The following is a 24673-nucleotide window of genomic DNA, read 5'->3' as shown; positions in this document are numbered from 1 at the left end:
CGTGGAACGACCCATCGAGGCCTACTTGACCGTGGCGACCTTCGGCGAGCCCTTGACGCCCTGCGTCGCGGTGTGCACGACGCCCTTGCTGTCCTTGACGGCCAACGTCAGCGTCTTGTTGGTGGTCTTGCCGGTGACGACGTAGATCGTGCCGGCGTCCTTGACGTCGGCGGTCTCTGCCGCCGTCTTGGCGAAGAGGCCCTGCGCGGTGATGGCCTGCAGCAGCGTCGCCGGCGCGGGGAACGCGCTCTTGCTCACGGTGCCGACCGCGGCCTGCGCGGCGGACTGCAGCGCGGCGGTCGCCTGCGTGGCCTGCTGCGTGCGGGCGCTGTCGGTCTGGAGCTTCGCGACGCCGGTCTTGGCCTTGGCGTCGAAGTAGACGATGGCCGACGCGCTGGAGTCCGCGCTCTGCACCACGCACAGCTGCGGGTCGTGGTCGAGGCCGTGCGACAGCGTCGCCGAGCTCTCCTTGCTGGTGCCGGGCCAGGTGATGAGCGTCGTGGCGTACCAGGCCTGCGTCGGCGCCGGGACGGCCGTCGCCTTGACGAGCTTGGAGTAGTCGTCGGTGCACGACACGGTGCCCGAGGTGCCGGCGGTGCCCGACGTGCTCTTGGCGGAGCGCTTGAGGCTCACGTGGTCGTCGGCGACGGTGACCGTCAGGCCGGACGCCTTGTCGGTCGCCGACTGCTTGGCGGACGAGTTGTTGCCGCCGCATGCGGCGATGAAGACGGCCAGGACGGAGAACACGGCGACGAGGGCCGCGAGGCGGAAGCGCATGCGTCCACCGTGCGACAGCCTGCTGAAGCCGGCCTAACGCCCAGGCCAGCGCGAGCTAAGAAGTGCGCGACACTTGGTTGGATGACCGACCACCCGCAGAGCATCGTCGAGACCGGCCACGTCGCGCCCTCGCCGCGCCGGGTCCGCGGCTTCAAGGACGGCGACGTCGTCTTCGACACCGTCCGCGCCCTCTACGTCTGGGAGATCCCGCACTTCCCGCAGTACGCGATCCCGCTCGACGACGTCGACCGCGCGCGGCTGGAGGGCCTGGACCATCGGATCCTCGACGAGGGCGGCGCCGCCGGCCACGTCCGCTTCGCGTGGGACGCGCTCGACGCCTGGTTCGAGGAGGACGAGGAGATCTTCGTGCACCCGCGCAACCCCTACGCGCGCGTGGATTCGATCCGCTCGTCGCGCCCGATCCGGGTGCAGCGCGACGGGCTGCTGCTCGCCGAGGCCAAGGCGTCGATCATGGTCTTCGAGACCGGGCTGCCGACGCGCTACTACGTCGAGCGCACGGCGCTGGACCCGTCGCACCTGATCCCGAGCGACACCGTGACCGCCTGCCCCTACAAGGGCAAGACCTCCAACTACTGGTCGTTCAGGACCGACGACGGCCGGGTGGTCCCGGACATCGCCTGGTCCTACAACTTCCCGACGCTCGCGCTCACGCCGATCGCCGGGCTCGTCGCGTTCTACAACGAGCGCACCGACATCACGGTGGGCTAGGCGCCCAGCGTGCTGTAGCCGCCGTCGCAGATCATGTAGCTGCCGGTGATGTTGTTGGCGTCGTCGGTGCCGAGGAACAGCGCCGCGGCCGTCAGGTCCTCCGGCGGCGGGATGCGCCTCATCGGCGTGTCGCGCGTGATCTGCTCGCCGCGGCCGGCCTGGAAGTCCACGCCGTGAACCCCGCCGACGACGGCTACGCGCCGTATGAGCCCGCCCGGCGCCGACAGCGCAGTACGTACACGAACTTCCAAAGTGTGTCCAGTACATGATACAGGACACAGGTTGCACGGCTCGTCGGATGGGTGCTCGATGCGCACCGGCGCGGCGTCGCCGGCGCGACGCCGCGCACCGCACCGGCGCCGAGGGACACGATGGGGCGATCAGCCATGCCGGCGAGCGTACAGCTTCGCGAAGTGCATGCAGATCGCCGCACGGTCCATCGGGCGCGTGCGCCAGGATGCGCGCACAGGCGTCCCTTCAAAGTGGATGTAGTATGGCGTTGTGCATCCAGCCCTCGGCTCCAACCGCCACGTCCTCCGGAGCGCCGCATGAGCGACACCGCCCCCGCGCGGCAGAGCGTCGAGCACGTCCACCGCATGATCCGCGAGTCGATCCTGGACGGGTCGCTCACGCCAGGCGAGACGATGTCGCAGGTCGCCCTCGCCGACGAGCTCGGCGTCAGTCGCACCCCGCTGCGCGAGGCGCTGAGGATGCTCCAGGGCGAGGGCCTGGTCCTGTCGGAGCCCAACCGCCGCGTGCGCGTCGCGCCGCTGTCGCTGGCCGACGTCGAGGAGCTCTACGCGATCCGCATCCCGCTGGAGGTCACCGCGCTGCGCCTGTCGCTGCCGCGCATGACGCCGGAGGACATCGCGAACCTCGAGGGCTTGATGGCCGCCATGGCGCACTTCGCCGGCGCCGAGGACTACGCCCGCTGGTACGTGCCCCACCGGGCCTTCCACCGCGGCCTGACACAGCGCGCCGGCGCGCGCTTCGACGCGCTGCTGCTCCAGCTCTTCGACCACGCCGAGCGCTACCGGCGCATGCACTTCGGCCACCAGTTCTCCGAGCAGTCGACCCACGACCACCGCGAGATCCTGGACGCTTGCAAGGCCGCCGACGCCGACCTGGCCTCCGCCCTGCTGGGTCGCCACCTCGCGCGGACGGTGTTCGGGATCGTGGAGATCATCGACCCCGCCTACGACCTCGCGGCGCTGCGCAAGGTCCTCGACGACCTCGAGAAGACGACCGAGCACCCGACGAGTGTCGACGGCAAGGACACCAAGAAGTCGCCCGCACGCGGACGGCGAGCCGGGGCGCGCCGCTCCGCCGCGTAGGGCGAGCGCCGCGGCTCAGGCGGTCGCGCCGGCCGCGCGCGCGTCGCCCGTGCCGGCCGCGCGCGCGTCGCCCGTGCCGTCGGCGCGCACTTCCTGCGCGGCACCTCGTACCTGACGTTCCTGCAGGAGCGCCTGTTCGACCTGCTCGCCGAGACCGCGGAGCTGCGCTAGCTGACGCCGCCGATCGCGCTGCCCACGGTGGTCGAGACGATGGCGTGGTACCCGCGCCTGACCGGCGATCCCCCACCTCTGGCGCTGAACCCGAATCGCCGAGTTAGCTGACCGGCTGCCCGGCGCCTAGGTGGTGGATGTGAGATCGACCGTGGCCGTGATCGTGCTCTGGGGCGCCGGCCGGGGCGCGAGCACGGCCGCGGGAATCTCGCATCGACCATCTAGTCTCCGCGACCTGAGCGCGACGACCTCGACCTCCACCGCAACCAGCAACGACGGCCGGACCGCGTGGGCGCGGAACCTGGCCGCGCCGATCCGCCGCTTCCTCTACGCCGAGACCAGCGGCGCGATGCTGCTCGTCGCCGCGACGGTCGCGGCGCTGGTCTGGGCCAACCTGCCGGGCGACTCCTACACCTCGGTCTGGGAGACGCGGCTGGCGATCTCGCTCGGCGACCACGCCATCGCCACTGACCTGCGCGGCTGGGTGAACGAGGGCCTGATGACCCTGTTCTTCCTGGTCGTCGGGCTGGAGGCCAAGCGCGAGCGCGACCTCGGCGAGCTGCGCGAGCGCTCGCGGCTGGCGATCCCGGTGGTGTCCGGGCTCGGCGGGATGGCGTGCGCGGCCGGCGTCTACCTGGCGATCAACGCCGGCGGCGACGGCGCGGTCGGGTGGGGCGCCGCGATCTCGACCGACACCGCGCTCGCGCTCGGCGTCCTGTCGCTGCTCAGCGGCGGCCGCGCGATCCGCACGCGCGTGTTCCTGCTGACGGTCGTCGTCGTCGACGACCTCGTCGCGCTCGCGGTCATCGCCATCGCCTACTCCGACGCGATCGACATGGTGGCCTTCACGGTCGCCGTCGCGCTGTTCGCAGCGATCAACGGCCTGCGCTTCGTGGACTTCGCCTGGCGCGGGCAGGTCGCGACGCTGCTCGGCGTCGGCATGTGGCTCGCGCTGTTCGAGTCCGGGATCGACCCGGTCATCACCGGCCTGCTCGTCGGCCTGGTGACGACGGCCTACCCGCCGTCGCGGGAGAGCCTGGAGCGCAGCACCGAGCGCGCCGTGTCGTTCCGCGAGCAGCCGACGCCGGAGCTCGCCTACGAGGCCCGGGCGTCGCTGACGTCGGCGATCTCGCTCAACGAGCGGCTGCAGTACCGGCTGCTGCCGTGGACGAGCCAGGTCATCGTCCCGCTCTTCGCGCTCGCCAACGCCGGGATCGCGTTCTCCTCCGGCCTGCTCTCCGACGCGGCGACGTCGCCGATCACGTGGGGCATCGTCGCCGCCTACGCGATCGGCAAGCCCGTCGGGATCCTCGGCGCGGCGTGGCTGGCCACGCGCAAGGCGTTCGGCGGCCAGCGGCTGACGCTCACGTGGCCGGCCCTCACCGGTGCGGCGGCCGCGGCCGGGGTCGGCTTCACCGTCTCGTTGTTGGTGGCCTCGCTCGCGTTCGCGGGCGAGCCGGCGCTCCTGGACCAGGCCAAGATCGGCGTGCTGGCGACCGCGATCGTCGCCCCCGCCCTGACGTTCGTCGTCCTGGCGGTCATGAAGCGCCTGCCCGACGAGGTGCGCGCGCGCCAGCTCGGCGGGACGGCGGCCGACATCATCGACCTCGCCGACGACGTCGACCCCGAGCGCGACCACGTCCGCGGCAACGTCGCCGCGCCGGTGACGCTCGTCGAGTACGGCGACTTCCAGTGCCCGTACTGCGGCGCGGCCGCGCCGGTCATCGCGAACCTGCTCGACCGCTTCGGCGACGAGCTGCGCTACGTCTGGCGCCACCTGCCCCTGTCCGACGTCCACCCCGACGCGCAGATCGCGGCCGAGGCCGCCGAGGCCGCGGCCGAGCAGGGCCGGTTCTGGGAGATGCATGACCTGCTGCTCGACAACCAGGACGACCTGCGCCCGGCGATGCTCTTCCGCCACGCGGCCGAGCTCGGCCTCGACTACGAGCGCTTCAACGACGCGCTGTCCCGCCGCCGCGAGGTCCCCCGCATCGACCGCGACGTCGCCAGCGCGGACGCCAGCGGCGTGTCGGGGACGCCGACGTTCTTCGTCAACGGGCGCCGGCACCAGGGCGTCTACGACGTCGACACGCTGACGCGCGAGCTGAAGGCGGCGTACGGCGCGCCGACGCGGGCGGCGACGTAGCGCCATCCCGGTACGCCCGGGGGCGGGTGGTTCGGGACCGAAGCGAGGTTCGTGTCGTCTGGTGTCCCTATGTGGGACGCCAGGCGACACGGATCTGCGGTCATGGCGCCTAGTCCACCAACAACCCGCGCAGCACGTCCAGCGCCCGTTCCCGATGCGCGTCGAGCTCGCGGATGAGGACGTCGGCGTCCCGGGCGTCGACCGCGGCGAGGATCGCGTCGTGGGCGTCCAGAGAGGCGCGGCGCTCCTCGGGTGAGTTGTAGTACATGGCCCGGTAGGCCTCGGTCGAGTCCCAGAGCAGCCGGATCACCCGCAGCGCGTGCGGTTGGCCGGGCGCGTCGAGGAGCCCGAAGTGGAAGCGGCGGTTGGCGGCCAGTTCGGCGGCGACGTCGCCGGCCTGGGCCGCGTCGACGCAGGCGCGCGCCGCGTCGCGGACGCGTTCCAGCGCCTCGGCGTCGAGCGCCGGGAGCGCGTGGCGGGCCGCCCGTGCCTCGAGCAGCGCGCGCAGCCCGTAGATCTCCTCCAGGTCGGCCATGCGCAGCTCGGTGACGAAGTAGCCGCGCCGCGGCAGGTAGGTCACCTGGCCCTCCTGCTCCAGGACGCGGAGGGCCTCGCGGATCGGCGCGACCGACAACCCCAACTCGGCGGCGACGTCCTCCTGGTTGACGCGCGCGCCCGGCCGCAGCGCGCCGCGCACGATCAGCGCGCGCAGCGCCTCGACGGCGTGCTGCTGGGCCGTCGCCAGGCTCACCGGAACGCCTGGATACCCGTGACCGCCCCGCCGACGACGAGCGCGTGGACGTCCGCGGTCCCCTCGTAGGTCACGACCGACTCCAGGTTGTTCATGTGGCGGATGACCGGGTACTCGAGCGTCACGCCGTTGGCGCCGAGGACCTGGCGCGCGGAGCGCGCGACGTCCAGCGCGGCGTCGACGTTGCCCAGCTTGCCCATCGAGACGTGCTCGGGCCGCAGCAGCCCCTCGTCCTTCATCCGGCCGAGGTGCAGGGCCAGCAGCGTGGCCTGGTTGACCTGCAGCGCCATCTTGGCGAGCTTGGCCTGCTGGATCTGCGTCGCGGCGATCGGCCGGCCGAACGCCATGCGCTCCAGCGCGTAGTCCAGCGCGGCCTCGTAGCACGCGCGCGCCGCGCCGACGGCGCCGAAGACGATGCCGAAGCGCGCCTCGTTCAGGCAGCTCAGCGGGCCGCGCAGGCTGGTGGCCTCGGGCAGCGCCGCGCTGGCCGGCAGCCGGACGTCGTCGAGCAGCAGCTCGGACGTGACCGACGCGCGCAGCGACAGCTTCTTGTGGATGTCCTGCGTCGTGAAGCCCGGCGTGTCCTTCGGGACGACGAAGCCGCGGACGCCGTCGTCGGTCATCGCCCACACGACCGCGACGTCGGCGACCGAGCCGTTGGTGATCCACATCTTCTGGCCGTGCAGGATCCAGTCCGCGCCGTCGCGGCGCGCGCGGGTGCGCATCGCGCCCGGGTCCGACCCGGCGTCCGGCTCGGTCAGGCCGAAGCAGCCGATCGCCTCCCCGGCGGCCATGCGCGGCAGCCACTCCTGCTTCTGGTCCTCGCTGCCCCAGCGCCAGATCGCGTACATCGCCAGCGACCCCTGGACCGAGACGAGCGAGCGGATGCCCGAGTCGCCGGCCTCCAGCTCCAGGCACGCGAGGCCGTAGGCCGTGGCCGACGCGCCCGCACAGCCGTAGCCCTCCAGGTGCATACCCAAGACACCCAACTTGCCCAGCGCCGGCGCGAGCTCGGAGACCGGGACCTCGCCGGCCTCGAACCAGTCGCCGACGTAGGGCACGACCTCGTTGGCCACGAACGCGCGCACGCTGTCGCGCATGTCGCGCTCCTCGTCGGAGAGCAGGTGGTCGAGGCCCAGGAAGTCCTTGGGGCGGATCTCGGGCGGGGCGGCGGCGGTGCTCACGGCGTGTCTCTCCTGGCGGTCGGTCGGCGTGCTGCGTCAAGATCTTCGAAGATCTAAGATCGTTGCACATGACGCCCGCCGCCGCACTCGACGACCTCACCATCGTCGACTTCTCCCGCGTCCTCGCCGGCCCGCTGGCCACGATGGTCCTCGCCGACCTCGGGGCGACGGTGATCAAGGTCGAGCGGCCGGGGACCGGGGACGACACGCGCGCCTGGGGTCCCCCGTTCGACGAGCGCGGCCAGGCCACGTACTTCCAGTCGGTCAACCGCAACAAGGACAGCGAGGCCATCGACCTCACCACGGAGGCCGGCGGGGCGCGTGCCCGCGCGCTGGTCGCGGGCGCCGACGTGGTGGTCGAGAACTTCCGGCCCGGCGTGATGGACCGGCTGGGCCTGGGCTACGCGACGCTCGCCGCGCAGCGTCCGGGCATCGTCTACACCTCGATCACCGGCTTCGGCGCAGGCGACGGCGCGGCGCTGCCTGGCTACGACCTCCTCGTCCAGGCCGTCGGCGGGCTGATGTCGATCACCGGCGAGCGCGACGGCGAGCCGCAGAAGGTCGGCGTCGCGCTGGTCGACGTCATCACCGGGCTGTTCACCGCGGTCGGGATCCTGGCCGCGCTGCGCCACCGCGAGCGCACCGGCGAGGGCCAGCGCGTCGAGGTCGACCTGCTGTCCTCCCTGCTCGCGGCGCTCGTCAACCAGGGCTCGGCCTACACCCTGGCCGGCGCCGTCGGCGGCCGGATGGGCAACGCGCACCCGTCGATCGCGCCCTACGAGCTGCTCCCCACCGGCGACGGCGACCTCGTCCTGGCCGTCGGCAACGACAAGCAGTTCGCGGCGCTGCGCGACGTCGTCGGGCTGGCCGACGACGCGCGCTTCGCGACCAACGCGTCGCGCGTGGCCCACCGCGACGCGCTGCGCGATGCGCTGGTCGCGGCGCTGGCGAGCCGCCCGGCCCACGACTGGGTCCGCGCGCTGTCACCGCGCGGCGTCCCGGCCGGCGTCGTCAACGACGTCGCGGGCGCCTTCGCGCTCGCGACGTCGCTCGGCCTCGACCCGATCGTCGAGCTGCCGCGCGACGACGGCAGCGTCGCGCGGCTGACCCGCAACCCGATCGGCCTCAGCGCGACGCCGCCGACCTACCGGACGGCGCCGCCGGACCTGCCGGCGTCCTAGCCCAACCCCTTCAGGAACGGCACCAGCTTCTTCAAGAACGCGTTCTTGGCCGGGTCGGCCGTGTTGGGGTCGTTGTGGGCGTAGGTCGCGTGGCGGTCGACCAAGGTCAGGCTCTTGGTCGGGATGTGCGACTGCCGGGCGAGGTTCTTGGTGGCGTCGAGCACGCGCTGGCCGCCCAGCGCCGCGCCGAAGGCGTACATCTTCAGGCCCTTCGGCAGGTCGTGGCCGTGCGTGGCGTGGACGTCGAGCACCTTCTGGGCCGGGTTGGCGTTGCCGGCCGCGACCGCCCCGGAGTCGATCGTCAGGCGCAGCGGGTGGCACCAGGCGGTGCCGTCCAGCCCCTTCAGGCCCCAGCCGGAGAAGACCTCGGCCATGCGGCGCAGCGGCGTCAGCGCGCCGGCGTCGTCCCAGCCCTTGGGATCGCCGGTCGTCGCGAGGTGGCCGAGGTGCGCCTGCGCGGCGGCCAGCGCGGGCGGCGACGTCCCGGCGTCCAGCGCGTAGCCGTACTGGCCCGCGTTGGTCACGGGCGTCGGCGGGACGATGTTCGCAGGCAGCAGGCCCGAGGCCTGGCCGAGCGACGGGCTGTCGGGGTCGAGCAGGACGCTGAGCGACCCGGTGGAGTTGAACAGGCCGGTGAACGGCGCGGATCCCGCCGAACTGCAGCCACGGCGAGCCGGCCTTCAGGTCGGCGAGGCTCTTGGCCGCCGCGGCCTTGGTGACCGGCGTCGGGCCGCTGCCGCCGTCGATGAAGACGAGGCCGGCGAGCCCGGCGGCGCCGGCTTGGCCATGGAAGTCCCACGTCGCGTAGGCGGTCGTGATCGAGCCGCCCAGCGAATGGCCGCCGACGACGACCTTGCCGCCGAGCTTCTTCGCCTGCAGCACGACGCGGCGCAGGTCCTCGATCTCGGTGTTAATCCCCCACTGCTTGGCGTAGGCGACCTGCGCGTCAGGGATCGATCGGAAGTGCGTGGTGACCGACGTGTCCTTGATCCAACCCAAGTAGTAGTTGAACACCTCCTGCGGCGTGGCCTGCCCGGCCTTCGCGCGGTCGAGGACCGGCTGGTCCTCGAGCAGGTTCTCGCGCCGCTCGACCGACCAGACCTGCCAGCCCGGCGCCTGGGCGACGAGGCTCTTGGCCAGCGGCGCGAAGTACGCGGCGCTGGCCGAGGTCCCGGGGTTGAGCACCAGGACGTTGCGGGCCTTGGCCGCGCCGATCTTCAGGATGCCGACATCCCATGGATGTGTTGCGCAACAGGGTTCGGTCCGGGCGCTTGCGGGAATATGTGAGTCACGCACCTATTTCCGAGAGGAGCCAGGAACGATGGCCGACTACACCGTCAACAACCTGCGCGAGGTCGAGGACTCCGCCCCCAAGTTCGGGATGGCGCCGGACATGCAGGCGCGGTTCGCCTCGCGCGACATGGAGCTGTCCGAGAGCGGCGTGAGCCTGCAGCGGCTCGCGCCCGGCGCGACGCAGCCCTTCGGCCACCACCATCACCGCCAGGAGGAGCTGTACGTCGTCGTCGACGGCGGCGGCCGCGTCAAGCTGGACGACGACCTCGTCGAGCTGCGGGCCTGGGACGCGGTCCGCGTCCCGCCCGGCGTCACCCGCGCGTTCTCCGCGGGGCCGGAGGGCCTGGAGTTCCTCGCCTTCGGGGCGCCCGCGGGCGACGACCCGGCCGCCGACGTCGACATGACGCCGGGGTGGTGGGACGGCGCCTGATGGATCGCGCGGCGAACCTGCTCGGCGCGGTCGCGCTGCGGGTGACCGACGGGATGGCGAGCGAGATCAGCGCGGCGGCCGGCCAGGGCGGGCGGCCGGGCGCCGAGACCGCGGCCGTCGCGCTGTCGGCGCTGCACCACTTCCTCGACGCGCCGACGATCGACCGGCTGCGCCAGGTGCTCGGGCTGACGTCGTCGGGCACGGTGCGCCTCGTCGACCGGCTCGCGGACGCCGGTCTCGTCCAGCGTGGGACCGGCGGCGACGGGCGCACGACGACCGTCGTCCTGACCGCGGCGGGCCGCCGCGCGGCGCGGCGCGTCGTGCAGGCGCGCGAGCAGGTGCTGGACGATGCCCTGGGCGTGCTGTCGGCCGCGGAGCGCGCGCAGTTCGAGGGCCTGCTCGGCCGCGTCGCGGTCGGGTTGATCCGCGAGCCCGGCGCGTCGCGGTGGATGTGCCGCCTGTGCGACACCGGCACCTGCGGCCTGGAGGACCGGTCCTGCCCGGTCACGCGCGCCGCGTACGAGCGCTTTGCCGCAAGGCCCGCGCCGTAGCGGCGTCGGCGGGCAGGAACGCCTCGAGCGTCAGCTCGGCGACGGTCACGTCGATCGTCGTGGCGAAGTGCGTGAGCGTCGTGAGCAGCGCGAGCTCGCCGGCGCCGTCAAGCGTCGCGAGCACCATCGGCACCGCGACGCCGAGCGGCGCGGCGTCGCGCTCGCGCGGCGGCAGCCCGGCCTCCAGCTCGGCGGCGAGCCGCGCCAGCCGCGGCCGGTCGTCGCGCTCGGCGTGGCGGCGCAGCCCGTCGATCACGTGCCAGCCCCACACCTCCAGGTTGCGGATCCGCGGCGCGAGCCCGCGCACGTCGAGGAACAGGCGCGCGACCGTCGCGCCCGGGGCCAGCAGCGCGGGGTCGACCCCGGCGACGAGCGCGTCGAACGCCGCGTTGGCCGACAGGATCGCGTTGTCGCCGTCGGTCAGCACCGCCGGCGAAGGCAGGTGCCCGACGAGGATCTGCTCCAGCGCGCCGCGGACCGGGGCGAGCTCGTCGGCGTCGAACGCGGCGTGGCGGTACACCGGCGCGTAGCCGGCGTTCGTCAGCAGGTCGTCGCGCTCGCGCAGCGGGACGTCGAGCGCCTCGGCCAGCCGCAGGATCATGCCGCGGCCGGGCACCGACCGCCCGCTCTCGATGAAGCTCAGGTGGCGCTGCGTGGTGCCGGCGCGCAGCGCGAGCTCCAGCTGGCTGAGCCGGCGCCGGCCGCGCCAGGCCCGGAGCTCTTCCGCGGTGACCATGACCTATGAGTAGCGGGTCGGGGCGCCGCTCGGCCATTCCCTCCGAGGTATCACCCGGCCGCGTCCGCGGGCGGGATACTCGGACCCATGCACGTCACGCGCCTGTCCGACCTCCCCGCGAGCAACTTCTCCCGCGAGCTGATCGGCGACGACCACGGCGGCGTCGACCTGTCCATCATCTTCGTCGACGCCGCGCCGGGCCGCGGCCCGAGCCGGCACCGCCACGACTACGCCGAGGTGCTCATCGTCCAGCAGGGCGAGGCCACGGTGACCGCCGGCGACGAGACCCAGGTCGTGCGCGCGGGCGAGATCGCGATCGTGCCGGCCGGCGTCTGGCACGGCTTCACGAACACCGGCGAGGGCGCGCTCAAGCAGATCGACATCCACCTCAACTCGCACTTCGCGACGGAGTGGGAAGGCGACTGACGGACGGCCACCGGGATTGGCCGGGCCGGCTGGGCGCGGCTGTCCCGTCCGCGCCCAGCCACCCGACCACGCTCGGCACGGGTCGGATGCCGAGCGCGCGGAGCCACAGGAGGAGATGCTCTGTGGTGCAGCGCACCTTAGCACATTCTCCACCAATTCTGTGGAGAATGTCTACGCGGTGACGAGCGAGCGCCCCGCCGGCGTCTCCGAGCACGGCAGGACCGGGATCGCGTCGACCGCCACGATGTCCCCGACCCGCAGCTCCAGCCACGCGAACTCGTCCGGCGTCAGGCAGGCCTCGGCCGGCGCGCCGTCGGCGAGGATGAGCGCCACGTCGACCCGCCAGCCGCGCTGCGCACAGCGCTCGATCATCGCCTCGCGCGTCGCGGAGCGCCGCGCGTCGAGGATCGTCACGGGAAGCGGATCGTGCGCGGTGACGGCCATGCGAGGAAAATAGCGTAAAAGCCGGTCGACTTTCACTTGTTGACGAGGACGTCCGTGCCGAGCGGCAGCGGTCAGACGTCGAGCAGCAGCTTGCCGGTGGTGCGGCGCGCGGCGAGGTCGCGGTGCGCGTCGGCGACGTCCTCGAGCGCGTAGATGCCGCCCAGCAGCGGGCGCAGCTCCTCGGCGACGGTCGCGGCGAAGAGCTCGGCCAGCGGGGCGGCGAGGCGGTCGCGCGCGGCGAACAGCGTGGGCAGCGCGAACGGCACGACGCGCGGGTCGTCGCCGGCCTGGTCCGCGCCGCTGCCCTCGCCGCCGGCGGCGCCGAAGGTGACGAGGCGGCCGTCCGGCGCCAGCGCGGCGAGCGACTCCGCGAACACCGCGCCGCCGACCATCTCGGCGACCACGTCGACGCGGCGGCCGCGGTTGGCCGCGACGAGGCGGTCGGCGAGGCCGTCGGGGTCGGCGTCGACGACGGCGTGGGCGCCCAGCCCGCGCGCGATCTCGCGCTTCTCCTCGCTGGAGGCGACGCCGATCACGCGGCCCGCGCCCCACAGCCGCGCGAGCTGGATCGCGACCGAGCCGACGCCGCCGGCGGCCGCGTGGACCACGACGCTCTCCCGCGCGCCGAGCCGGCCGCCGGTGCGGAGCACGTGGTAGGCGGTGAGGCCCTGGAGCAGGAGGGCGAGCGCCTCGTCGTCGCTCAGCCGATCCGGGATCGGGAACGCGAGGTCCTCGTCGACAGCGGCGACCTCCGCGTAGCCGCCGTAGCCGCCGGTCAACGCGACGGCGCGCTGGCCGGTGTCCCGCCGGACGCCCGCGACCTCGGCGCCGAGGACGAGCGGCGGCGGCTCGTCCTCACGCCGGTCGTAGGTCCCGCGCGCGCGGGACAGGTCGGCGTAGTTGACGCCGGCGCGCCGGACGTCGACCAGGACCTGGCCCGGGCCGGCCTCCGGCTCGGGCCGGTCGGCGACGCGGAGGTTCTCGGCGCCGCCGTATGCGGTGAGCTCGATCGCGCGCACGGTCAGATGGTCACACGACCGGCGGCGCGACGACGCCACGACCCGGCGCGGCCGCCGTTCAGGTCGCGGTCAGGTTCGGAGGTCCGCGCCGCTTACCATCCGCGGCGATGCCGCTCACGGCCGGGATCTGCGAGGACGACGACGAGCTGCGCGGCGTCGTGCGCGACGCGTTGGCGCGTGAGGGCTTCGCGGTGCAGGTCACGGCCACCGGCTCGGATGCGGTCGCGGCGTTCGCCGCGGACGGCTTCGACGTGCTGGTCCTCGACGTCGGCCTGCCGGACGCCGACGGGCGCGACGTCTGCCAGGCGCTGCGGGCGCGGGGCGTCGCGACGCCGGTGCTGTTCCTGACCGCGCGCGACGCGCTGCCGGACCGGCTCAGCGGCTTCCACGCCGGGGGCGACGACTACCTGACCAAGCCGTTCGCGCTGGCCGAGCTGCTGGTGCGCGTGCAGGCGCTGGTCCGGCGCGGGGCGACGGCGCCGGCCGACGCGTCGCAGGGCGCGCCGTCGTCGTTGCGCCTCGATCCCGGCGCCCACGCGGTCGTGTGCGGCCACGAGCGCGTCCCGCTCACCCCCACCGAGTTCCGGCTGCTCGCCGCCCTGGCCGCCCGGCCGAGCGAGGTCGTGCGCCGCGCGACGCTCGTCGCCGCCGGCTGGCCCGAAGGGGCGATCGTCCACGACAACACGCTCGACGCCTACCTCGCCCGGATCCGGCGCAAGCTCCGCGACGCCGGCGCCGCCGAGGCGATCCACACGCGGCGCGGCGTCGGATACGAGCTGCGGTGAGCTTCCGCAACCGCCTCCTGATGACGTCGCTGGTGACGCTGGCGATCGGGCTCGGCGCGCTGCTCGTGATCGGCAACGTGCTGCTCGACGCGCGCGTGCACAGCGAGGCGTCCAACGACCTGCGCACGCGCGCCGAGGCGCAGCTGGCGACGCTGGCGATCGACGGCGGTCGCGTCGCCGTGCGCGACGGCCCCAACGAGGCGATCCTGGACCGCCGCGCGTGGGTGCTGCAGGGCGAGCGCGTCGTCGAGCGCCCCGCCGACGCGTCAGGCAAGTTGGACCGCGCGGCGATCGCGCTGGGCCGGACGCGGAGCTTCGGCGAGCACGACGGCCCGGGCGACGTGGCGCTGCGCGCCGAGCCGGTCCGCGCCGCCGACGGCCGGGTCGTCGGCGCGGTCGTCGTCGGGACCTCCACCGAGTCGCTGGAAGACCTTCAACAACAGGTGCTGCTCGGCTCGCTCGTCGTCGCCGCGCTCGTCCTGCTGGCCGGGTTCTTCGCGCTGCGCAGCGCGCTGGACCGCGCGCTGGAGCCGGTCGCGCAGATGACGGCCGAGGCCGAGGACTGGGGCGCGCATGACCTCGACCGGCGCTTCGACCTCGGGCCGCCCAACGACGAGCTGACCGGGCTGGCCGCGACGCTCGACGGCCTGCTGGCGCGGATCGCCGCGTCGCGGCGCCACGAGCAGCGCTTCGCGGCCGAGGTCGCGCACGAGCTGCGCACGCCGATCGCCGGGCTGCGCGGCCGGGCCGAGCTGGCGCTGGGCGCCGGCGCCGACGACGCGGCGCGGGCCGAGGCGCTGCACGCGGTCGTCGCGCAGTCCGAGCGGCTGACCGAGACGGTCGACACGCTGCTCGCCGTCGCGCGCCGCGAGCTGGACCCCAGCGCGGGCGCGGTCGACCTGGTGGCCTTGGCCCGCGAGGTCGCCGACGTGGAGGTGGTGGTGCTGGGCGGCGGCGACGCCGGCGCGGTGCCGCGGGCCGAGGGCGAGGCGGAGGTGCTGCGCCGCGCGCTCGCGCCGCTGGTCGACAACGCCCGGCGCCACGCCGCGTCGCGGGTGACCCTGGAGGTCTCCGCCGGCGGCGGCCGCGTCCGGGTGGCCGTGCGCGACGACGGTCCCGGCCTGGACCCGGCGCTCGGCCCTGAGCGGGCGTTCGCGGCGGGCGTGCGGGGCGCCGGCACCGACGGCGCCGGCGCGGGCCTCGGCCTGCCGCTGGCACGGCGGCTGGCCCGGTCCTGCGGCGGCGACGTGGTCGTCGGGGCGGGACCGGGCGGCTGCTTCGTCCTGGAGCTGCCGGCCGTCCGCGACTGAGCGCGGACGGCCGGCGGCCGGTGACTACTCGTAGTGCAGCGCGTCGAGCACGTTGAGCCGCGAGGCACGGCGTGCCGGCACGACCGCCGCCGCCAGCCCGGCGAGCACGGCCACGATCGTGAAGCCGGCGATCGGGCCGACCGGGATCGTGAGCGGGAGCTCGTACTCCGACAGCGCCTCGGTCACCAGCGCGGCGATGAACACGCCGAGCCCGAGGCCGAGCGTCGCGCCGATCAGCGCGGTGATGACGCTCTCGTGGCGGATCATCCGCCGTGCCTGGCGGCGGGTCATGCCGATCGTGCGCATCATCCCGATCTCGCGCGTCCGCTCGAACACCGACAACACCATGGTGTTGACCATGCCCAGCAGGCTCACGATGATCGAGAAGCCGAGCAGCACGTACAACATCGCGAGGAACCCGGCCATGTCCTTGGTGGAGTCCTTCGCATACGCGGCGCCCGTGTGGAACTCCGCGTCGCCCATGCCCTTGGCCTGCGCCTGCATCCGGTCGCCGGCCGCGGGGCTCGCGTCGAGGAACGTGAAGCTGTTCTTCGACTGGGTGAACGCCGCGTCGAACGACCGCTGCGTCATGCTCACGGCACCGAGCAGCTGCGACGTCTTCGGCGGGTCGTAGATCCCGCGCACCACCAGCGTGCGCTTCGCGTCCGACGGGGTCGTCAGCGCCAGCGTCGACCCGAGCTTCAGGTCCTTGGCCTTGGCATAGGCCTTGGTGACGAGCGCGCCGTCGGCGCCCAGGCGGCCGAGCGACTGCTCGGAGCCCTTGGCCCACTTGAACGTGTAGAAGTGCGCGATCGTCTTGGGGTCGATGCCGCTGATCTGCTCCTCCTCGCCGCCGAGCAGCACGGTGTCGGAGCGGACGCTGGAGGACGCGGTGACGCCGGGCGTGCGCGCCAGCCGGTCGCCCTCGTCGGCCCGGAACGGCATGTCGTCGGAGCCGTCGACCACGTAGCCGGCGTGCAGCTGGTCGGTCACGGCCGACTCCACCGAGCCGCGCAGGCCCGCGCCGAGCACCGCGACCACCGTCACGAGCGTGAGCCCGATCATCAGCGCGGCGGCCGTCGAGGCCGTGCGCCGCGGGTTGCGGACGGCGTTGGCGCCGGCCAGGTCGCCCGCCACGCCGCCGGCGCGGCGCGCCGGCCAGCCGACCACGCGGGTCAGCGGCTTGACGAGATGCGGCGCGAGCACGGCGATGCCGGCGAACAGCCCGAGCACGCCGAGCGCGAGGAGCAGCGCCACCGCGGCGCCGCTGAGCCCGTTGGCGAGGACGGCGGCGCCGACCAGCGCGACGGCGCCGGCGGTCACGACCGTGCCGACCTTCAGCGAGTGCGTGGCGAAGCGCGACGGGGGCAGCGTCGAGCCCTCACGGACCGCGGCGATCGGCGGGATGCGCGTCGCGCGGCGTGCGGGCAGGATGCTGGCCAGCAGCGTCATGCCGGTGCCGAGCAGCAGCGAGACGAGGACCGTCCGGGTCGCCACGACCGTCGTGGCCTCCGGCAGGTCGGTGCCCAGCGCGCTGAACAGCAGGATCAGGCCCTTGGCGATCCCGAGGCCGGCGACCAGGCCGGTCAGGGACGCGACGAGCCCGACGACGAGCCCCTCGACGACAACCGAGCGCATGACCTGCTTGCGCGAGGCGCCGAGCGTGCGCAGCGTCGCGAACTCGCGGGTGCGCTGGGCGACCGTGATCGACAAGGTGTTGAAGATCACGAACGCGCCGACGAGCAGGGCGATGGCGCCGAAGCCCAGCAGGAAGTTGCGGATCAACGCCAGGCTGCTGTTCAGGTTGTCGGCGTTGTCGGCGGCCTGCTTGTCGCCCGTCTTGACGTCGAGCCCGGCGCCGGCCAGCGGCCGCACGGCGCGGACCAGCTGCTCGGGCGTCGTGCCCTTGGCGGCGGCGATCGACACCACGTCGAACTCGCCCTGGCGGCCGAACAGCTTCTGCGCGGTCCCGACGTCCCAGGCGACGACGCTGGCGAACCCGAGCGAGTCGGTGTCGCCGAACTTGACCGTGCCGGCGAGCCGGTAGCGGTGCTGGTGGCCGAGGACCGAGACGGTGACGGGATCGCCGAGCGCGTAGTGCTCCTTGGCCACCGTGCCCGCGTCGAGGACGACCTCGCCGGGGCCCTTGGCCCACGCGCCGGTCTTCAGGGTGAGCGGGCTGAACTGCGGATGCGCGCCGTCGATGCTGGCGGCCACGCTCTCCTGCGCGACCTTCTTGCCGTCGCTGCCGATGACGTCGGCGGCGTTGGGCTCCGACGGGGAGACGGTGCCGCCCGCCGAGGCGACCTCGGGCAGCGCGCGGACCTTGGTCAGCAGCGCTTCAGGAACGCGGGCGCTGTTGCCCGACAGCGAGCCCTTGACGACCTCCTTGCCGGAGACGACCGCGTCGGTGTTGTCGAACGACGCGTCGAACAGGCCGTTGAAGGTCTTCTGCATGGTGTCGGTCAGGATGAACGTGCCGCTGACCATCGCGACGCCGATGACGACGGCGAACGCCGTCAGCAGCGCGCGGACCTTGCGGGCCGCGAGGCCCTTGAGCGCGACGCCGATCATCGTCCGCTCACCGCTTCGAGCGTGGCGAGGATCGTGTGGGCGCTGGACGGGCCGAGGTCGCGGACGATGTCGCCGTCGGCGAGGAACAGCACGCGGTCGGCGATCGCCGCGGCGTGCGCGTCGTGGGTCACCATCACGGTGGTCTGGCCGAGGGTGTCGACGGAGTCGCGCAGCAGGCCGAGGATCTCGCCGCTGGTGGTGGAGTCGAGGTTGCCGGTCGGCTCGTCGGCGAACATCACGCTGGGGCGCGACACGAGCGCGCGGGCCACGGCCACGCGCTGCTGCTGGCCGCCGGACAGCTCGGCCGGCCGGTGGCTCATGCGGTCGCCCAGCCCTACCTTGTCCACCAACTCGCTCAGCCACTCCGGGTCCGGCCTGCCGCCGGCGAGCTTGAGCGGCAGGGCGATGTTCTCGGCCGCCGTGAGCATCGGCAGCAGGTTGAAGAACTGGAAGATGAACCCGATGTGGTCGCGGCGCATCCGGGTCAGCTCGGTGTCGTCCAGGCGCGTGACGTCCACGCCGGCGACCGAGACCTCGCCGGAGGTCGGTTGGTCGAGGCCGGCGAGGATGTGCATCAACGTGGACTTGCCCGAGCCCGACGGGCCCATGACGGCGGTCAGCCGGCCGCGTTCGATGTCGAGCGAGACGCCGCGCAGCGCGGCGACGGCGGTGTCGCCGTCGCCGTACCGCCGCACGACGTCGCGGGCGCTGACCACGGCTTCGCCGGTGGTCCGGTCGGTGGTGGACGGGGTGTGGAGGAGCGTTGAGGTCATGGCACGAGCCTCCCGCCGCGGAGGCGCCCGGGCCATGGGGCCTGCCTGCGTGGCGCGGTACCGGAACGCGCACCGCCGCGGGGGCGGGAACCGCGCTCTCGCTAGGGCCGCAGATAGGCGAGGACCGCGAGGATCCGGCGGTTGTCGTCCTCGCCGGAGGGGACGGCGAGCTTGCCGAAGATCGCGGTCACGTGCTTCTGCACGCCGCGCTCGCTCATGCCGAGGCGGTCGGCGATCCCGCGGTTGGAGCGGCCCTCGGCGACGAGCTGCAGGACCTCGCGCTCGCGCGCGGTCAGCGCCGACAGCACGTCCTTGTCGCGGAAGCCGGCGAGCAGGCCGGAGACGACCTGCGGGTCCAGGGCCGACCCGCCGGCGGCGACGTGGCGCAGCGTGGCGACGAAGTCGTCGAGGTCGGTGACGCGGTCCTTGAGCAGGTAGCCGAGGCCGGCGGCGCTCTCGGCCAGGACGCGCGTGGCGGTCCCGAGGTCGACGTGCTGGGAGAGGATCACGATGCCGACCCGCGGGTGGCGCAGCCGGATCTCCTGCGCGGCGCGGATGCCCTCGTCGGACTGGTCGGGCGGCATTCGGATGTCGACGATCGCGACGTCGGGCGTGTGGTGTGCGACGTCGCGCAGCAGGTCGTCCGCGCACCCGGACTCGGCGGCGACGTCGACCTCGGCGCGGCGCAGCAGCGACGTGATCCCCTCCCGGACGAGCAGGTTGTCGTCGGCGATCACGACCCGCACGGCAGCTCCGCGCGCAGGACGGTGCCGGCGCCGGCCGGGCTGGAGATCCGCAGCTGGCCCTCGAGCGCCTCGACGCGGTCGGTCAGGCCCTGCAGGCCGCTGCCGGCCGCGAGGTCGGCGCCGCCGACGCCGTCGTCGGCGATCTCGACGCAGGCCAGCGGGCCGTCGCGCCACACGCGGACGTGGGCGACGCTGGCGTGGGCGTACTTGCCGACGTTGGCCAGCGCCTCGCAGGCCACGAAGTACGCGGCGAGCTCGACCGGCTTGGGGAGCGCGTCGGTTGTCTCGACCGAGACCTCGGTCGGCACGGTCGACCGCACGGCCAGCGCGTCGAGCGCCGACGCCAGGCCGTAGTCCAGGACCGCGGGATGCAGGCCGCGCGCGAGGTCGCGCAGCTCGCTCAGCGAGTGGCCGACCTCGTCGCTCGCGGTCTCGGCCATCCGCTCGGCGGCGGCCGGGTCCTCGCGGATGTTGTCCTGGAGCAGGCGCAGCTGGAGCGCGATCGCGACGAGCCGCTGCTGGGCGCCGTCGTGGAGGTTGCGCTCCAGGCGCCGGCGCTCCGCGTCGCCGGCCGTGACGATCCGCTCGCGCGACGCCTGCAGCTCGGCGAGGCGGTCCTCGGACTCGCCGTGCAGCCGGTCGTTCTCCAGCGCGATCGCCGCTGCGGCACAGACCGCCTCGACCAGCTCGGGGTCGTCGTCGAGCGACGCGTCGTAGACGAGCGCCGCGATCGGCCGCCCCTCCCACGCGATCGCCGCGCTCGTCCGGTCGCGCGCGGCCGGCGGGACCATCACCGGTTGGCCGTCGGCGTCGGCGTAGCCAAGCGACGCGGGCAACCTGTAGGCCAGGACGAGCGACGGGTCGCCGAGCGCGCGGCCGAGCGCGTCCTGGAGGTCGTCGCCGCGCACGGTCGCCAGGCCCCGGAACAGTTCGGCGAGGCCGCCGCGGGCCAGGCGCGAGCGCAGCAGCCCGGCGAGGAAGCCGGCGGGGACGAGGACGATCGAGCTGAGCACGACCCAGATCAGCCACTCCGGTCGCGTGCCCGAGATGAGGTCGTTGGTCAACATCCCCGTGAACAGCAGGAGGCAGACGACGCCGGCGATGCCGGGCACCAGCGCGCGGCGGCGGGTCGGGGTCGCGGCGCGCCAGCGGCGGCCGATCACGACCGCGGTGGCCAGCGACGCGGCCGCGAGCAGCGAGCGCTGCGCCTTGTCCACCACGTCGGCGACGCCGCCGTCAGGGACCAAGGCCAACAGGTTGCCCTCCTGCTCCCACACCAGCATGTAGCCCACCTGGAGCACGACCAGCGACACGACGAACGCGCCGACCAGCGCGCGGTCCGTGCCCGAGCGGACGCGGCCGCCGGTGACGAACGTCAGCAGCAGCGCGACGAAGCTGATCGTCCAGAGGTCGGAGAACATCCACGCGAACGTCTGCGCGGCCGGCGCGTCGACCTGCGACCCGAGCGGGACGATGAACAGCGCGAAGCCGGTCGCGGTCATCAGGAACCCGGCGCGGCTGTCGGGCCGGCGGTGCCACGCGATCAGGCCGCAGGCGATGAACGAGCCGCCCATGACGCGGAACAGGACGTCGAGGCCCTCGGGCGTCCCGGCGCCGAAGAGGACGGGGATCAGCGCGCCGAACTCGGCGCCCGCGGCGGCGAGCCAGAGGATCGCCCAGAACGGCAGAGGATGGGGTCGAGCCGTCGAGAAGCGTCCCGGCGCTTGCGTTCCGAGGCCGGTCGCCACGTCTCCCCACGGCGCTTGGCGGATGAGCATCCGCTCCTCCTGACGCCCTGCCTGGTTGACGATCCGATGCTACTCCGATGGCGTGCGCCGTTCAGGAGCGCGCAAGGTGCCGGGCGGCATCGTAGGGTCCGCGGTCCCCTGAGCCGATGAGCCACGACGTCGTCCTCTTCCTCGCGGTGTTCGCCGCCTGCGCCGTCGAAGGCGTCGAGGCGGTGACGATCGTGCTCGCGGTCGGCGTGACGCGCGGCTGGCGCTCGGCGTGGCTGGGGACGGGCGCGGCGCTGGTCGTGCTCGCGGCGGTGGTCGGCGCGCTGGGACCGGCCCTGACCGCGGTCCCGATCGACACACTGCGGATCGTCGTCGGCGGGCTGGGGCTCGCGTTCGGGCTCCAGTGGCTGCGCAAGGCGATCCTCCGCGCCGGCGGCGTCAAGGCGCTGCACGACGAGGACGCGATCTACGCGCGCGAGCTGGCGGCGGCGCGGGCGGCGGACGGCGGCGCGAGCGCGTTCGACCCCTACGCCTTCACGATCAGCTTCAAGGCGGTGGTGTTGGAAGGCCTCGAGGTCGCGTTCATCGTCGTGACGCTGGGCAGCAGCCAGGGGTCGGTGCCGCTGGCGGCGGTGGCCGCGGTCGTCGCGATCCTGCTGGTGGTGCTCGCGGCCGCGCTGGCGCACGCGCCGCTCAGCCGCGTCCCCGAGAACACCATCAAGTTCGCGGTCGGGATCCTGCTGACCGCGCTCGGCACGTTCTGGGTGGCGGAGGGCTCGGGCATGGACTGGCCCGGCGGCGACGCCGCGATCCTGGCGCTCGTCGCCGTCTACGCGGCGTTCAGCGCCGTCCTGGTCCGGAGCACACGAGCGGCGGTGGCCCCGTGAGCGTGCTGCGGTTCCTGTACGACTTCGTCGTCGGCGACGACCCGTGGCTCTTCGCGGTGGTCGGGGCCGGCGTCGCGGCGACCGCGGCCGTGGGCGCCAACGCGTGGTGGCTGCTGCCGGTCGTGGTCTGCGCGGGCCTGGCCTGGTCGGTCCGGCGCCGCTGACCGCCGCCCGCGCGTTTCCGCGCGGGCAGCGGTCGGGCGTGGTCGGCGGCTTACGCGGCCGGGCGGACGGCGGGCGGCTCCTCGTCCTGCGAGTCGCTGCCGCCGCCGTTGAGGCTGTCCTTGAACTCGCGCATGCCCTTGCCCAGCGACTTGCCCGCGTCGGGCAGGCGCTTGGGGCCGAGCACGATGAGCGCGAGGACCAGGATGACCAGCATCTCGGGGAATCCGATGGGCATGTTCTTGTTCTCCTTGTTCCTAGGCCTTGATGAAGCCGGTGCCGGCGACGGCGGCCAGCACCTGGCTCTTGGTGAGCGACGGGCTGAACGCGTCGGGCGCCGGCTTGACGGTCTTGCCCGCGCCGAGCAGGTCGCGGACCCACGCGGCGTGGCGCGCCTCGACGGCGAGGATCGCCGCGGCCGGCCCGAGCACCGCGTTCTGGTGGATGCGCGGCGCCTGGCCCTGGTAGGCGGCGACGCCCGTGTCCTCCAGCGTCTTGGCGGTGCGCAGGAACGTCTTCCACTGCTTGGTGGTGCCCTGGAAGTCGAACTTCGGGCTGGCGACGGCCGTGGCGCCCAGCACGGACTTCAACGTCGCGACGTGGGTCGCCTCGTGGGAGGCCACGGTCGACGCGAACGTGCCGACGGCGCCGGTGTAGATCCCGCGGCCGACGGCCTCGGCGTAGAAGGCGGCCTCCAAGTACTCCAACGTGAGCGCGAAGTTCAGGATCTTGACGTCCTGGGCCTTCGAACCGCCCTCGCGAGCGCTTGCGGTGCCGCCGCACAGCCCCGGCATGACCGCGGCGGCGATCCCCAGCCCGCCCGCAGCGACGCCGGCTCGGCGGAAGAGCCCGCCACGAGTCTGGCCCGCCTCCTCCAGCCCGGCCATGGCCTCGGCCACGGCCTCGTCGCCGTCGAGCTCGACGACGCTCAGTCGATCGTGCATGGTCCGTCCTCGTGGTTCGGAGTTGTGCATCCACTCGTGCCTGCGCCCCCGAACGGCGATCGGATCAGCGGCCGACGCGCCAACGTCGCCCATGTGACACGCTGCGCCGGTGCCAGAGCCGTTGCCGTTCGACCCCATCGCCGAGGCCGCTCGTCAGTGGCGGAAGAACTGGGGCGCCGCGCCCGTGCCGTCGATGGTCGCGGTCACGTCGATCATGCGCGTCGAGCAGATCCTGACCGCGCGGCTCAACGCACTGCTCACGCCCTGGGACCTCACGTTCCCGCGCTACGAGGCGCTGATGCTCCTGTACTACAGCCGCAACGGGTCGCTGCCCCTGGGCAAGATGGGCGCACGGCTCCAGATCCATCCCACGAGCGTCACCAACACCATCGACGGCCTGCAGAAGCTCGGCTACGTCGAGCGCTCCCGCCACGAGCAGGACCGTCGCAAGTGGCTGGCCGCGATCACCGAGCGCGGCCGCGAGGTCGCCGTGGCGTCGACCGCCGTCATCAACGATGCGCGCTTCGGCACGGCGCCGCTGAAGCGCCGCCAGCTCCAGGAGCTCTTCGAGATCCTGCGCGAGCTGCGCGCCGACGAAGACGACTTCGCCGGCTGACGCGGCCCGCCTCAGGTCACGCCGGCGCGCTCACGCGCGCGGGCGCGTACTCGTAGAACCCGCGACCGGTCTTGCGGCCGTGATGGCCGGAGACGACCATGCGCTTCAACAACGGCGGCGGCGCGTACTCGGGGCGCTTGAACTCCTCGTACAACGAGTCGCAGACCGCGTAGAGGACGTCGAGGCCGATGAAGTCGCAGAGCGTCAGCGGGCCCATCGGGTGGCCGGCGCCGAGCTTCATGCCCTGGTCGATGTCCTCGCGCGAGGCGAACCCGTCCTCGTACATCCGGACCGCGGCCATCAGGTACGGCACCAGCAGCATGTTCACGATGAAGCCGGAGCGGTCCTTGGTCCGGATCGGCGTCTTGCCGATCGCGGCCGCGAACGCCTCGGCGCGCGCGACCGCCGCGTCGGCGGTGTCCAGCGCGACGACGATCTCCACCAGCTTCATCACCGGGACCGGCGAGAAGAAGTGCAGGCCGAGGACGCGCTCGCGGTGCTCGGTCCAGGACGCGAGCTGCGCGATCGGGATCGACGAGGTGTTGGAGGCCAGCAGCGCGTCGGGCGCCATGCGCTCGTCCAGGGTCCGGAAGACCTTGCCCTTGACAGTCGGGTCCTCGACGATCGCCTCGACCACGAGGTCGCTGCCGTCCAACGCGTCGAGGTCGGTCGTCCACGCGATGCGGGACACGAGCTGCGCCGCCTCGTCGGCGTCCAACTTGCCGCCGGCCACCGCGCGCTCCAACGACGTCTCGATCCGCTCGCGCGAGCGCTGCAGCGGCGCGTCCTCGGGCTCGTAGAGCACGACCGGCACCCCGGCCCGCGCGGTCGACTCGGCGATGCCCGAGCCCATGAAGCCCGCGCCGACGACGCCGACCTGGCTGAACGGTTCCTGCTGCGACATCGAGACCTCCGGGAGCGCTGGGCGGGTGCGCGGCCCACGCTAGCAGGACCGCGCCCGACCGATA

The 24673-nt window shown here is 73.5% G+C and carries 28 protein-coding genes; 13 read left to right on the top strand and 15 right to left on the bottom strand.

Features of this window, described 5'->3' with window-relative positions:
* Positions 1 to 21: 21 nt before the first annotated feature.
* Entirely contained in the window at positions 22 to 777 is a 756-nt protein-coding gene (locus DSM104299_RS11205; protein WP_272477392.1) for a hypothetical protein, read from the bottom strand.
* Between the two features lie 81 nt (positions 778 to 858).
* Between DSM104299_RS11205 and DSM104299_RS11200 the strand changes: the two genes are divergently transcribed.
* Positions 859 to 1506, top strand: coding sequence for a DUF427 domain-containing protein (locus tag DSM104299_RS11200; RefSeq protein ID WP_272477391.1), 648 nt, complete (start codon positions 859 to 861; stop codon positions 1504 to 1506).
* Here the strand turns inward: DSM104299_RS11200 and DSM104299_RS11195 are convergent.
* The gene (locus tag DSM104299_RS11195) at positions 1503 to 1676 is read right to left on the bottom strand and encodes an SDR family oxidoreductase (RefSeq protein WP_272477390.1); all 174 of its coding nucleotides are present in this window, start codon (positions 1674 to 1676) and stop codon (positions 1503 to 1505) included. The genes DSM104299_RS11200 and DSM104299_RS11195 overlap by 4 nt on opposite strands.
* Positions 1677 to 2054: 378 nt before the next feature.
* Between DSM104299_RS11195 and DSM104299_RS11190 the strand changes: the two genes are divergently transcribed.
* Together DSM104299_RS11190 and DSM104299_RS11185 are read left to right on the top strand one after the other, a co-directional pair.
* Positions 2055 to 2840 (top strand): GntR family transcriptional regulator, encoded by a 786-nt coding sequence (locus DSM104299_RS11190; protein ID WP_272477389.1) that lies wholly within the window; start codon positions 2055 to 2057, stop codon positions 2838 to 2840.
* A 310-nt stretch (positions 2841 to 3150) separates the two neighbouring features.
* Entirely contained in the window at positions 3151 to 5157 is a 2007-nt protein-coding gene (locus tag DSM104299_RS11185) for a Na+/H+ antiporter NhaA (protein WP_272477388.1), read from the top strand.
* A gap of 109 nt (positions 5158 to 5266) precedes the next feature.
* Here the strand turns inward: DSM104299_RS11185 and DSM104299_RS11180 are convergent, their stop codons facing one another.
* Both DSM104299_RS11180 and DSM104299_RS11175 read right to left on the bottom strand, forming a co-directional pair.
* The gene (locus tag DSM104299_RS11180) at positions 5267 to 5908 is read right to left on the bottom strand and encodes a GntR family transcriptional regulator (protein ID WP_272477387.1); all 642 of its coding nucleotides are present in this window, start codon (positions 5906 to 5908) and stop codon (positions 5267 to 5269) included.
* Positions 5905 to 7092, bottom strand: coding sequence for an acyl-CoA dehydrogenase family protein (locus tag DSM104299_RS11175; protein WP_272477386.1), 1188 nt, complete (start codon positions 7090 to 7092; stop codon positions 5905 to 5907). The genes DSM104299_RS11180 and DSM104299_RS11175 overlap by 4 nt, the downstream gene beginning before the upstream one ends.
* Positions 7093 to 7160: 68 nt before the next feature.
* Between DSM104299_RS11175 and DSM104299_RS11170 the strand changes: the two genes are divergently transcribed.
* The gene (locus DSM104299_RS11170) at positions 7161 to 8273 is read left to right on the top strand and encodes a CaiB/BaiF CoA transferase family protein (protein WP_272477385.1); all 1113 of its coding nucleotides are present in this window, start codon (positions 7161 to 7163) and stop codon (positions 8271 to 8273) included.
* Here the strand turns inward: DSM104299_RS11170 and DSM104299_RS11165 are convergent.
* A complete protein-coding gene (locus DSM104299_RS11165) occupies positions 8270 to 8797 on the bottom strand; it encodes a hypothetical protein (protein ID WP_272477384.1) in 528 nt (175 codons plus the stop codon). The two genes, DSM104299_RS11170 and DSM104299_RS11165, sit on opposite strands and share 4 nt — an antisense overlap.
* 310 nt (positions 8798 to 9107) lie before the next feature.
* Here DSM104299_RS11165 and DSM104299_RS11160 point away from each other — a divergent pair, with 310 nt between their 5' ends.
* The 3 genes from DSM104299_RS11160 to DSM104299_RS11150 are packed head-to-tail and all read left to right on the top strand — an operon-like array spanning position 9108 to position 10547.
* Complete coding sequence (locus tag DSM104299_RS11160; protein ID WP_272477383.1) at positions 9108 to 9560, top strand: hypothetical protein; 453 nt, start codon at positions 9108 to 9110, stop codon at positions 9558 to 9560.
* Positions 9561 to 9594: 34 nt separating this feature from the next.
* Positions 9595 to 9996, top strand: coding sequence for a cupin domain-containing protein (locus DSM104299_RS11155; RefSeq protein ID WP_272477382.1), 402 nt, complete (start codon positions 9595 to 9597; stop codon positions 9994 to 9996).
* Positions 9996 to 10547 carry a MarR family transcriptional regulator gene (locus DSM104299_RS11150; protein WP_272477381.1) on the top strand — a complete coding sequence of 184 codons (552 nt, stop codon included), beginning with the start codon at positions 9996 to 9998 and terminating at the stop codon, positions 10545 to 10547. The genes DSM104299_RS11155 and DSM104299_RS11150 overlap by 1 nt, the downstream gene beginning before the upstream one ends.
* Here DSM104299_RS11150 and DSM104299_RS11145 read toward each other — a convergent pair.
* Entirely contained in the window at positions 10501 to 11283 is a 783-nt protein-coding gene (locus DSM104299_RS11145; RefSeq protein ID WP_272477380.1) for a helix-turn-helix domain-containing protein, read from the bottom strand. The two genes, DSM104299_RS11150 and DSM104299_RS11145, sit on opposite strands and share 47 nt — an antisense overlap.
* Before the next feature lie 87 nt (positions 11284 to 11370).
* Here DSM104299_RS11145 and DSM104299_RS11140 point away from each other — a divergent pair, with 87 nt between their 5' ends.
* On the top strand, positions 11371 to 11709 hold the full coding sequence (locus tag DSM104299_RS11140; RefSeq protein WP_272477379.1) for a cupin domain-containing protein: 339 nt from the start codon (positions 11371 to 11373) through the stop codon (positions 11707 to 11709).
* 171 nt (positions 11710 to 11880) lie between these two features.
* Here DSM104299_RS11140 and DSM104299_RS11135 read toward each other — a convergent pair whose 3' ends face one another.
* Both DSM104299_RS11135 and DSM104299_RS11130 read right to left on the bottom strand, forming a co-directional pair.
* The gene (locus tag DSM104299_RS11135) at positions 11881 to 12153 is read right to left on the bottom strand and encodes a hypothetical protein (protein WP_272477378.1); all 273 of its coding nucleotides are present in this window, start codon (positions 12151 to 12153) and stop codon (positions 11881 to 11883) included.
* Between the two features lie 71 nt (positions 12154 to 12224).
* A complete protein-coding gene (locus tag DSM104299_RS11130; RefSeq protein ID WP_272477377.1) occupies positions 12225 to 13172 on the bottom strand; it encodes a quinone oxidoreductase family protein in 948 nt (315 codons plus the stop codon).
* Positions 13173 to 13279: 107 nt separating this feature from the next.
* On the opposite strand from DSM104299_RS11130, the gene DSM104299_RS11125 reads away from it, so the two are divergent.
* Together DSM104299_RS11125 and DSM104299_RS11120 are read left to right on the top strand one after the other, a co-directional pair.
* Positions 13280 to 13957, top strand: coding sequence for a response regulator transcription factor (locus DSM104299_RS11125; RefSeq protein WP_272477376.1), 678 nt, complete (start codon positions 13280 to 13282; stop codon positions 13955 to 13957).
* Entirely contained in the window at positions 13954 to 15267 is a 1314-nt protein-coding gene (locus tag DSM104299_RS11120; protein ID WP_272477375.1) for a sensor histidine kinase, read from the top strand. Before DSM104299_RS11125 ends, DSM104299_RS11120 begins: the two co-directional genes overlap by 4 nt.
* A gap of 24 nt (positions 15268 to 15291) precedes the next feature.
* Here the strand turns inward: DSM104299_RS11120 and DSM104299_RS11115 are convergent, their stop codons facing one another.
* The 4 genes from DSM104299_RS11115 to DSM104299_RS11100 form a co-directional block, all read right to left on the bottom strand.
* Entirely contained in the window at positions 15292 to 17841 is a 2550-nt protein-coding gene (locus tag DSM104299_RS11115) for an ABC transporter permease (RefSeq protein ID WP_272477374.1), read from the bottom strand.
* Positions 17838 to 18614, bottom strand: a complete 777-nt coding sequence (locus tag DSM104299_RS11110; protein ID WP_272477373.1) for an ABC transporter ATP-binding protein — start codon at positions 18612 to 18614, stop codon at positions 17838 to 17840. The genes DSM104299_RS11115 and DSM104299_RS11110 overlap by 4 nt, the downstream gene beginning before the upstream one ends.
* 101 nt (positions 18615 to 18715) lie before the next feature.
* On the bottom strand, positions 18716 to 19351 hold the full coding sequence (locus DSM104299_RS11105; protein ID WP_272477372.1) for a response regulator transcription factor: 636 nt from the start codon (positions 19349 to 19351) through the stop codon (positions 18716 to 18718).
* Positions 19348 to 21138: a sensor histidine kinase gene (locus DSM104299_RS11100; RefSeq protein ID WP_272477371.1), complete on the bottom strand. Its 1791-nt coding sequence runs from the start codon at positions 21136 to 21138 to the stop codon at positions 19348 to 19350. Before DSM104299_RS11100 ends, DSM104299_RS11105 begins: the two co-directional genes overlap by 4 nt.
* A 116-nt stretch (positions 21139 to 21254) precedes the next feature.
* On the opposite strand from DSM104299_RS11100, the gene DSM104299_RS11095 reads away from it, so the two are divergent.
* Positions 21255 to 21983, top strand: coding sequence for a COG4280 domain-containing protein (locus DSM104299_RS11095; protein WP_272477370.1), 729 nt, complete (start codon positions 21255 to 21257; stop codon positions 21981 to 21983).
* Positions 21980 to 22147 carry a hypothetical protein gene (locus DSM104299_RS11090; protein ID WP_272477369.1) on the top strand — a complete coding sequence of 56 codons (168 nt, stop codon included), beginning with the start codon at positions 21980 to 21982 and terminating at the stop codon, positions 22145 to 22147. The genes DSM104299_RS11095 and DSM104299_RS11090 overlap by 4 nt, the downstream gene beginning before the upstream one ends.
* A gap of 50 nt (positions 22148 to 22197) precedes the next feature.
* Here the strand turns inward: DSM104299_RS11090 and DSM104299_RS11085 are convergent, their stop codons facing one another.
* Together DSM104299_RS11085 and DSM104299_RS11080 are read right to left on the bottom strand one after the other, a co-directional pair.
* Positions 22198 to 22383 (bottom strand): Sec-independent protein translocase subunit TatA/TatB, encoded by a 186-nt coding sequence (locus tag DSM104299_RS11085; RefSeq protein WP_272477368.1) that lies wholly within the window; start codon positions 22381 to 22383, stop codon positions 22198 to 22200.
* Between the two features lie 19 nt (positions 22384 to 22402).
* On the bottom strand, positions 22403 to 23089 hold the full coding sequence (locus DSM104299_RS11080) for a ferritin-like domain-containing protein (RefSeq protein ID WP_272477367.1): 687 nt from the start codon (positions 23087 to 23089) through the stop codon (positions 22403 to 22405).
* Positions 23090 to 23198: 109 nt separating this feature from the next.
* Here DSM104299_RS11080 and DSM104299_RS11075 point away from each other — a divergent pair, with 109 nt between their 5' ends.
* Positions 23199 to 23705 (top strand): MarR family winged helix-turn-helix transcriptional regulator, encoded by a 507-nt coding sequence (locus DSM104299_RS11075; protein WP_272477366.1) that lies wholly within the window; start codon positions 23199 to 23201, stop codon positions 23703 to 23705.
* Positions 23706 to 23721: 16 nt separating this feature from the next.
* On the opposite strand, the gene DSM104299_RS11070 is transcribed toward DSM104299_RS11075, so the two are convergent.
* Positions 23722 to 24609 (bottom strand): 3-hydroxybutyryl-CoA dehydrogenase, encoded by an 888-nt coding sequence (locus tag DSM104299_RS11070; protein WP_272477365.1) that lies wholly within the window; start codon positions 24607 to 24609, stop codon positions 23722 to 23724.
* Between the last annotated feature and the right edge of the window lie 64 nt (positions 24610 to 24673).

Source organism: Baekduia alba (assembly GCF_028416635.1).
Classification (GTDB): domain Bacteria; phylum Actinomycetota; class Thermoleophilia; order Solirubrobacterales; family Solirubrobacteraceae; genus Baekduia; species Baekduia alba.
Note: the sequence above shows the minus strand (reverse complement) of the source record. Positions and strands in the feature narration are given on the sequence as shown.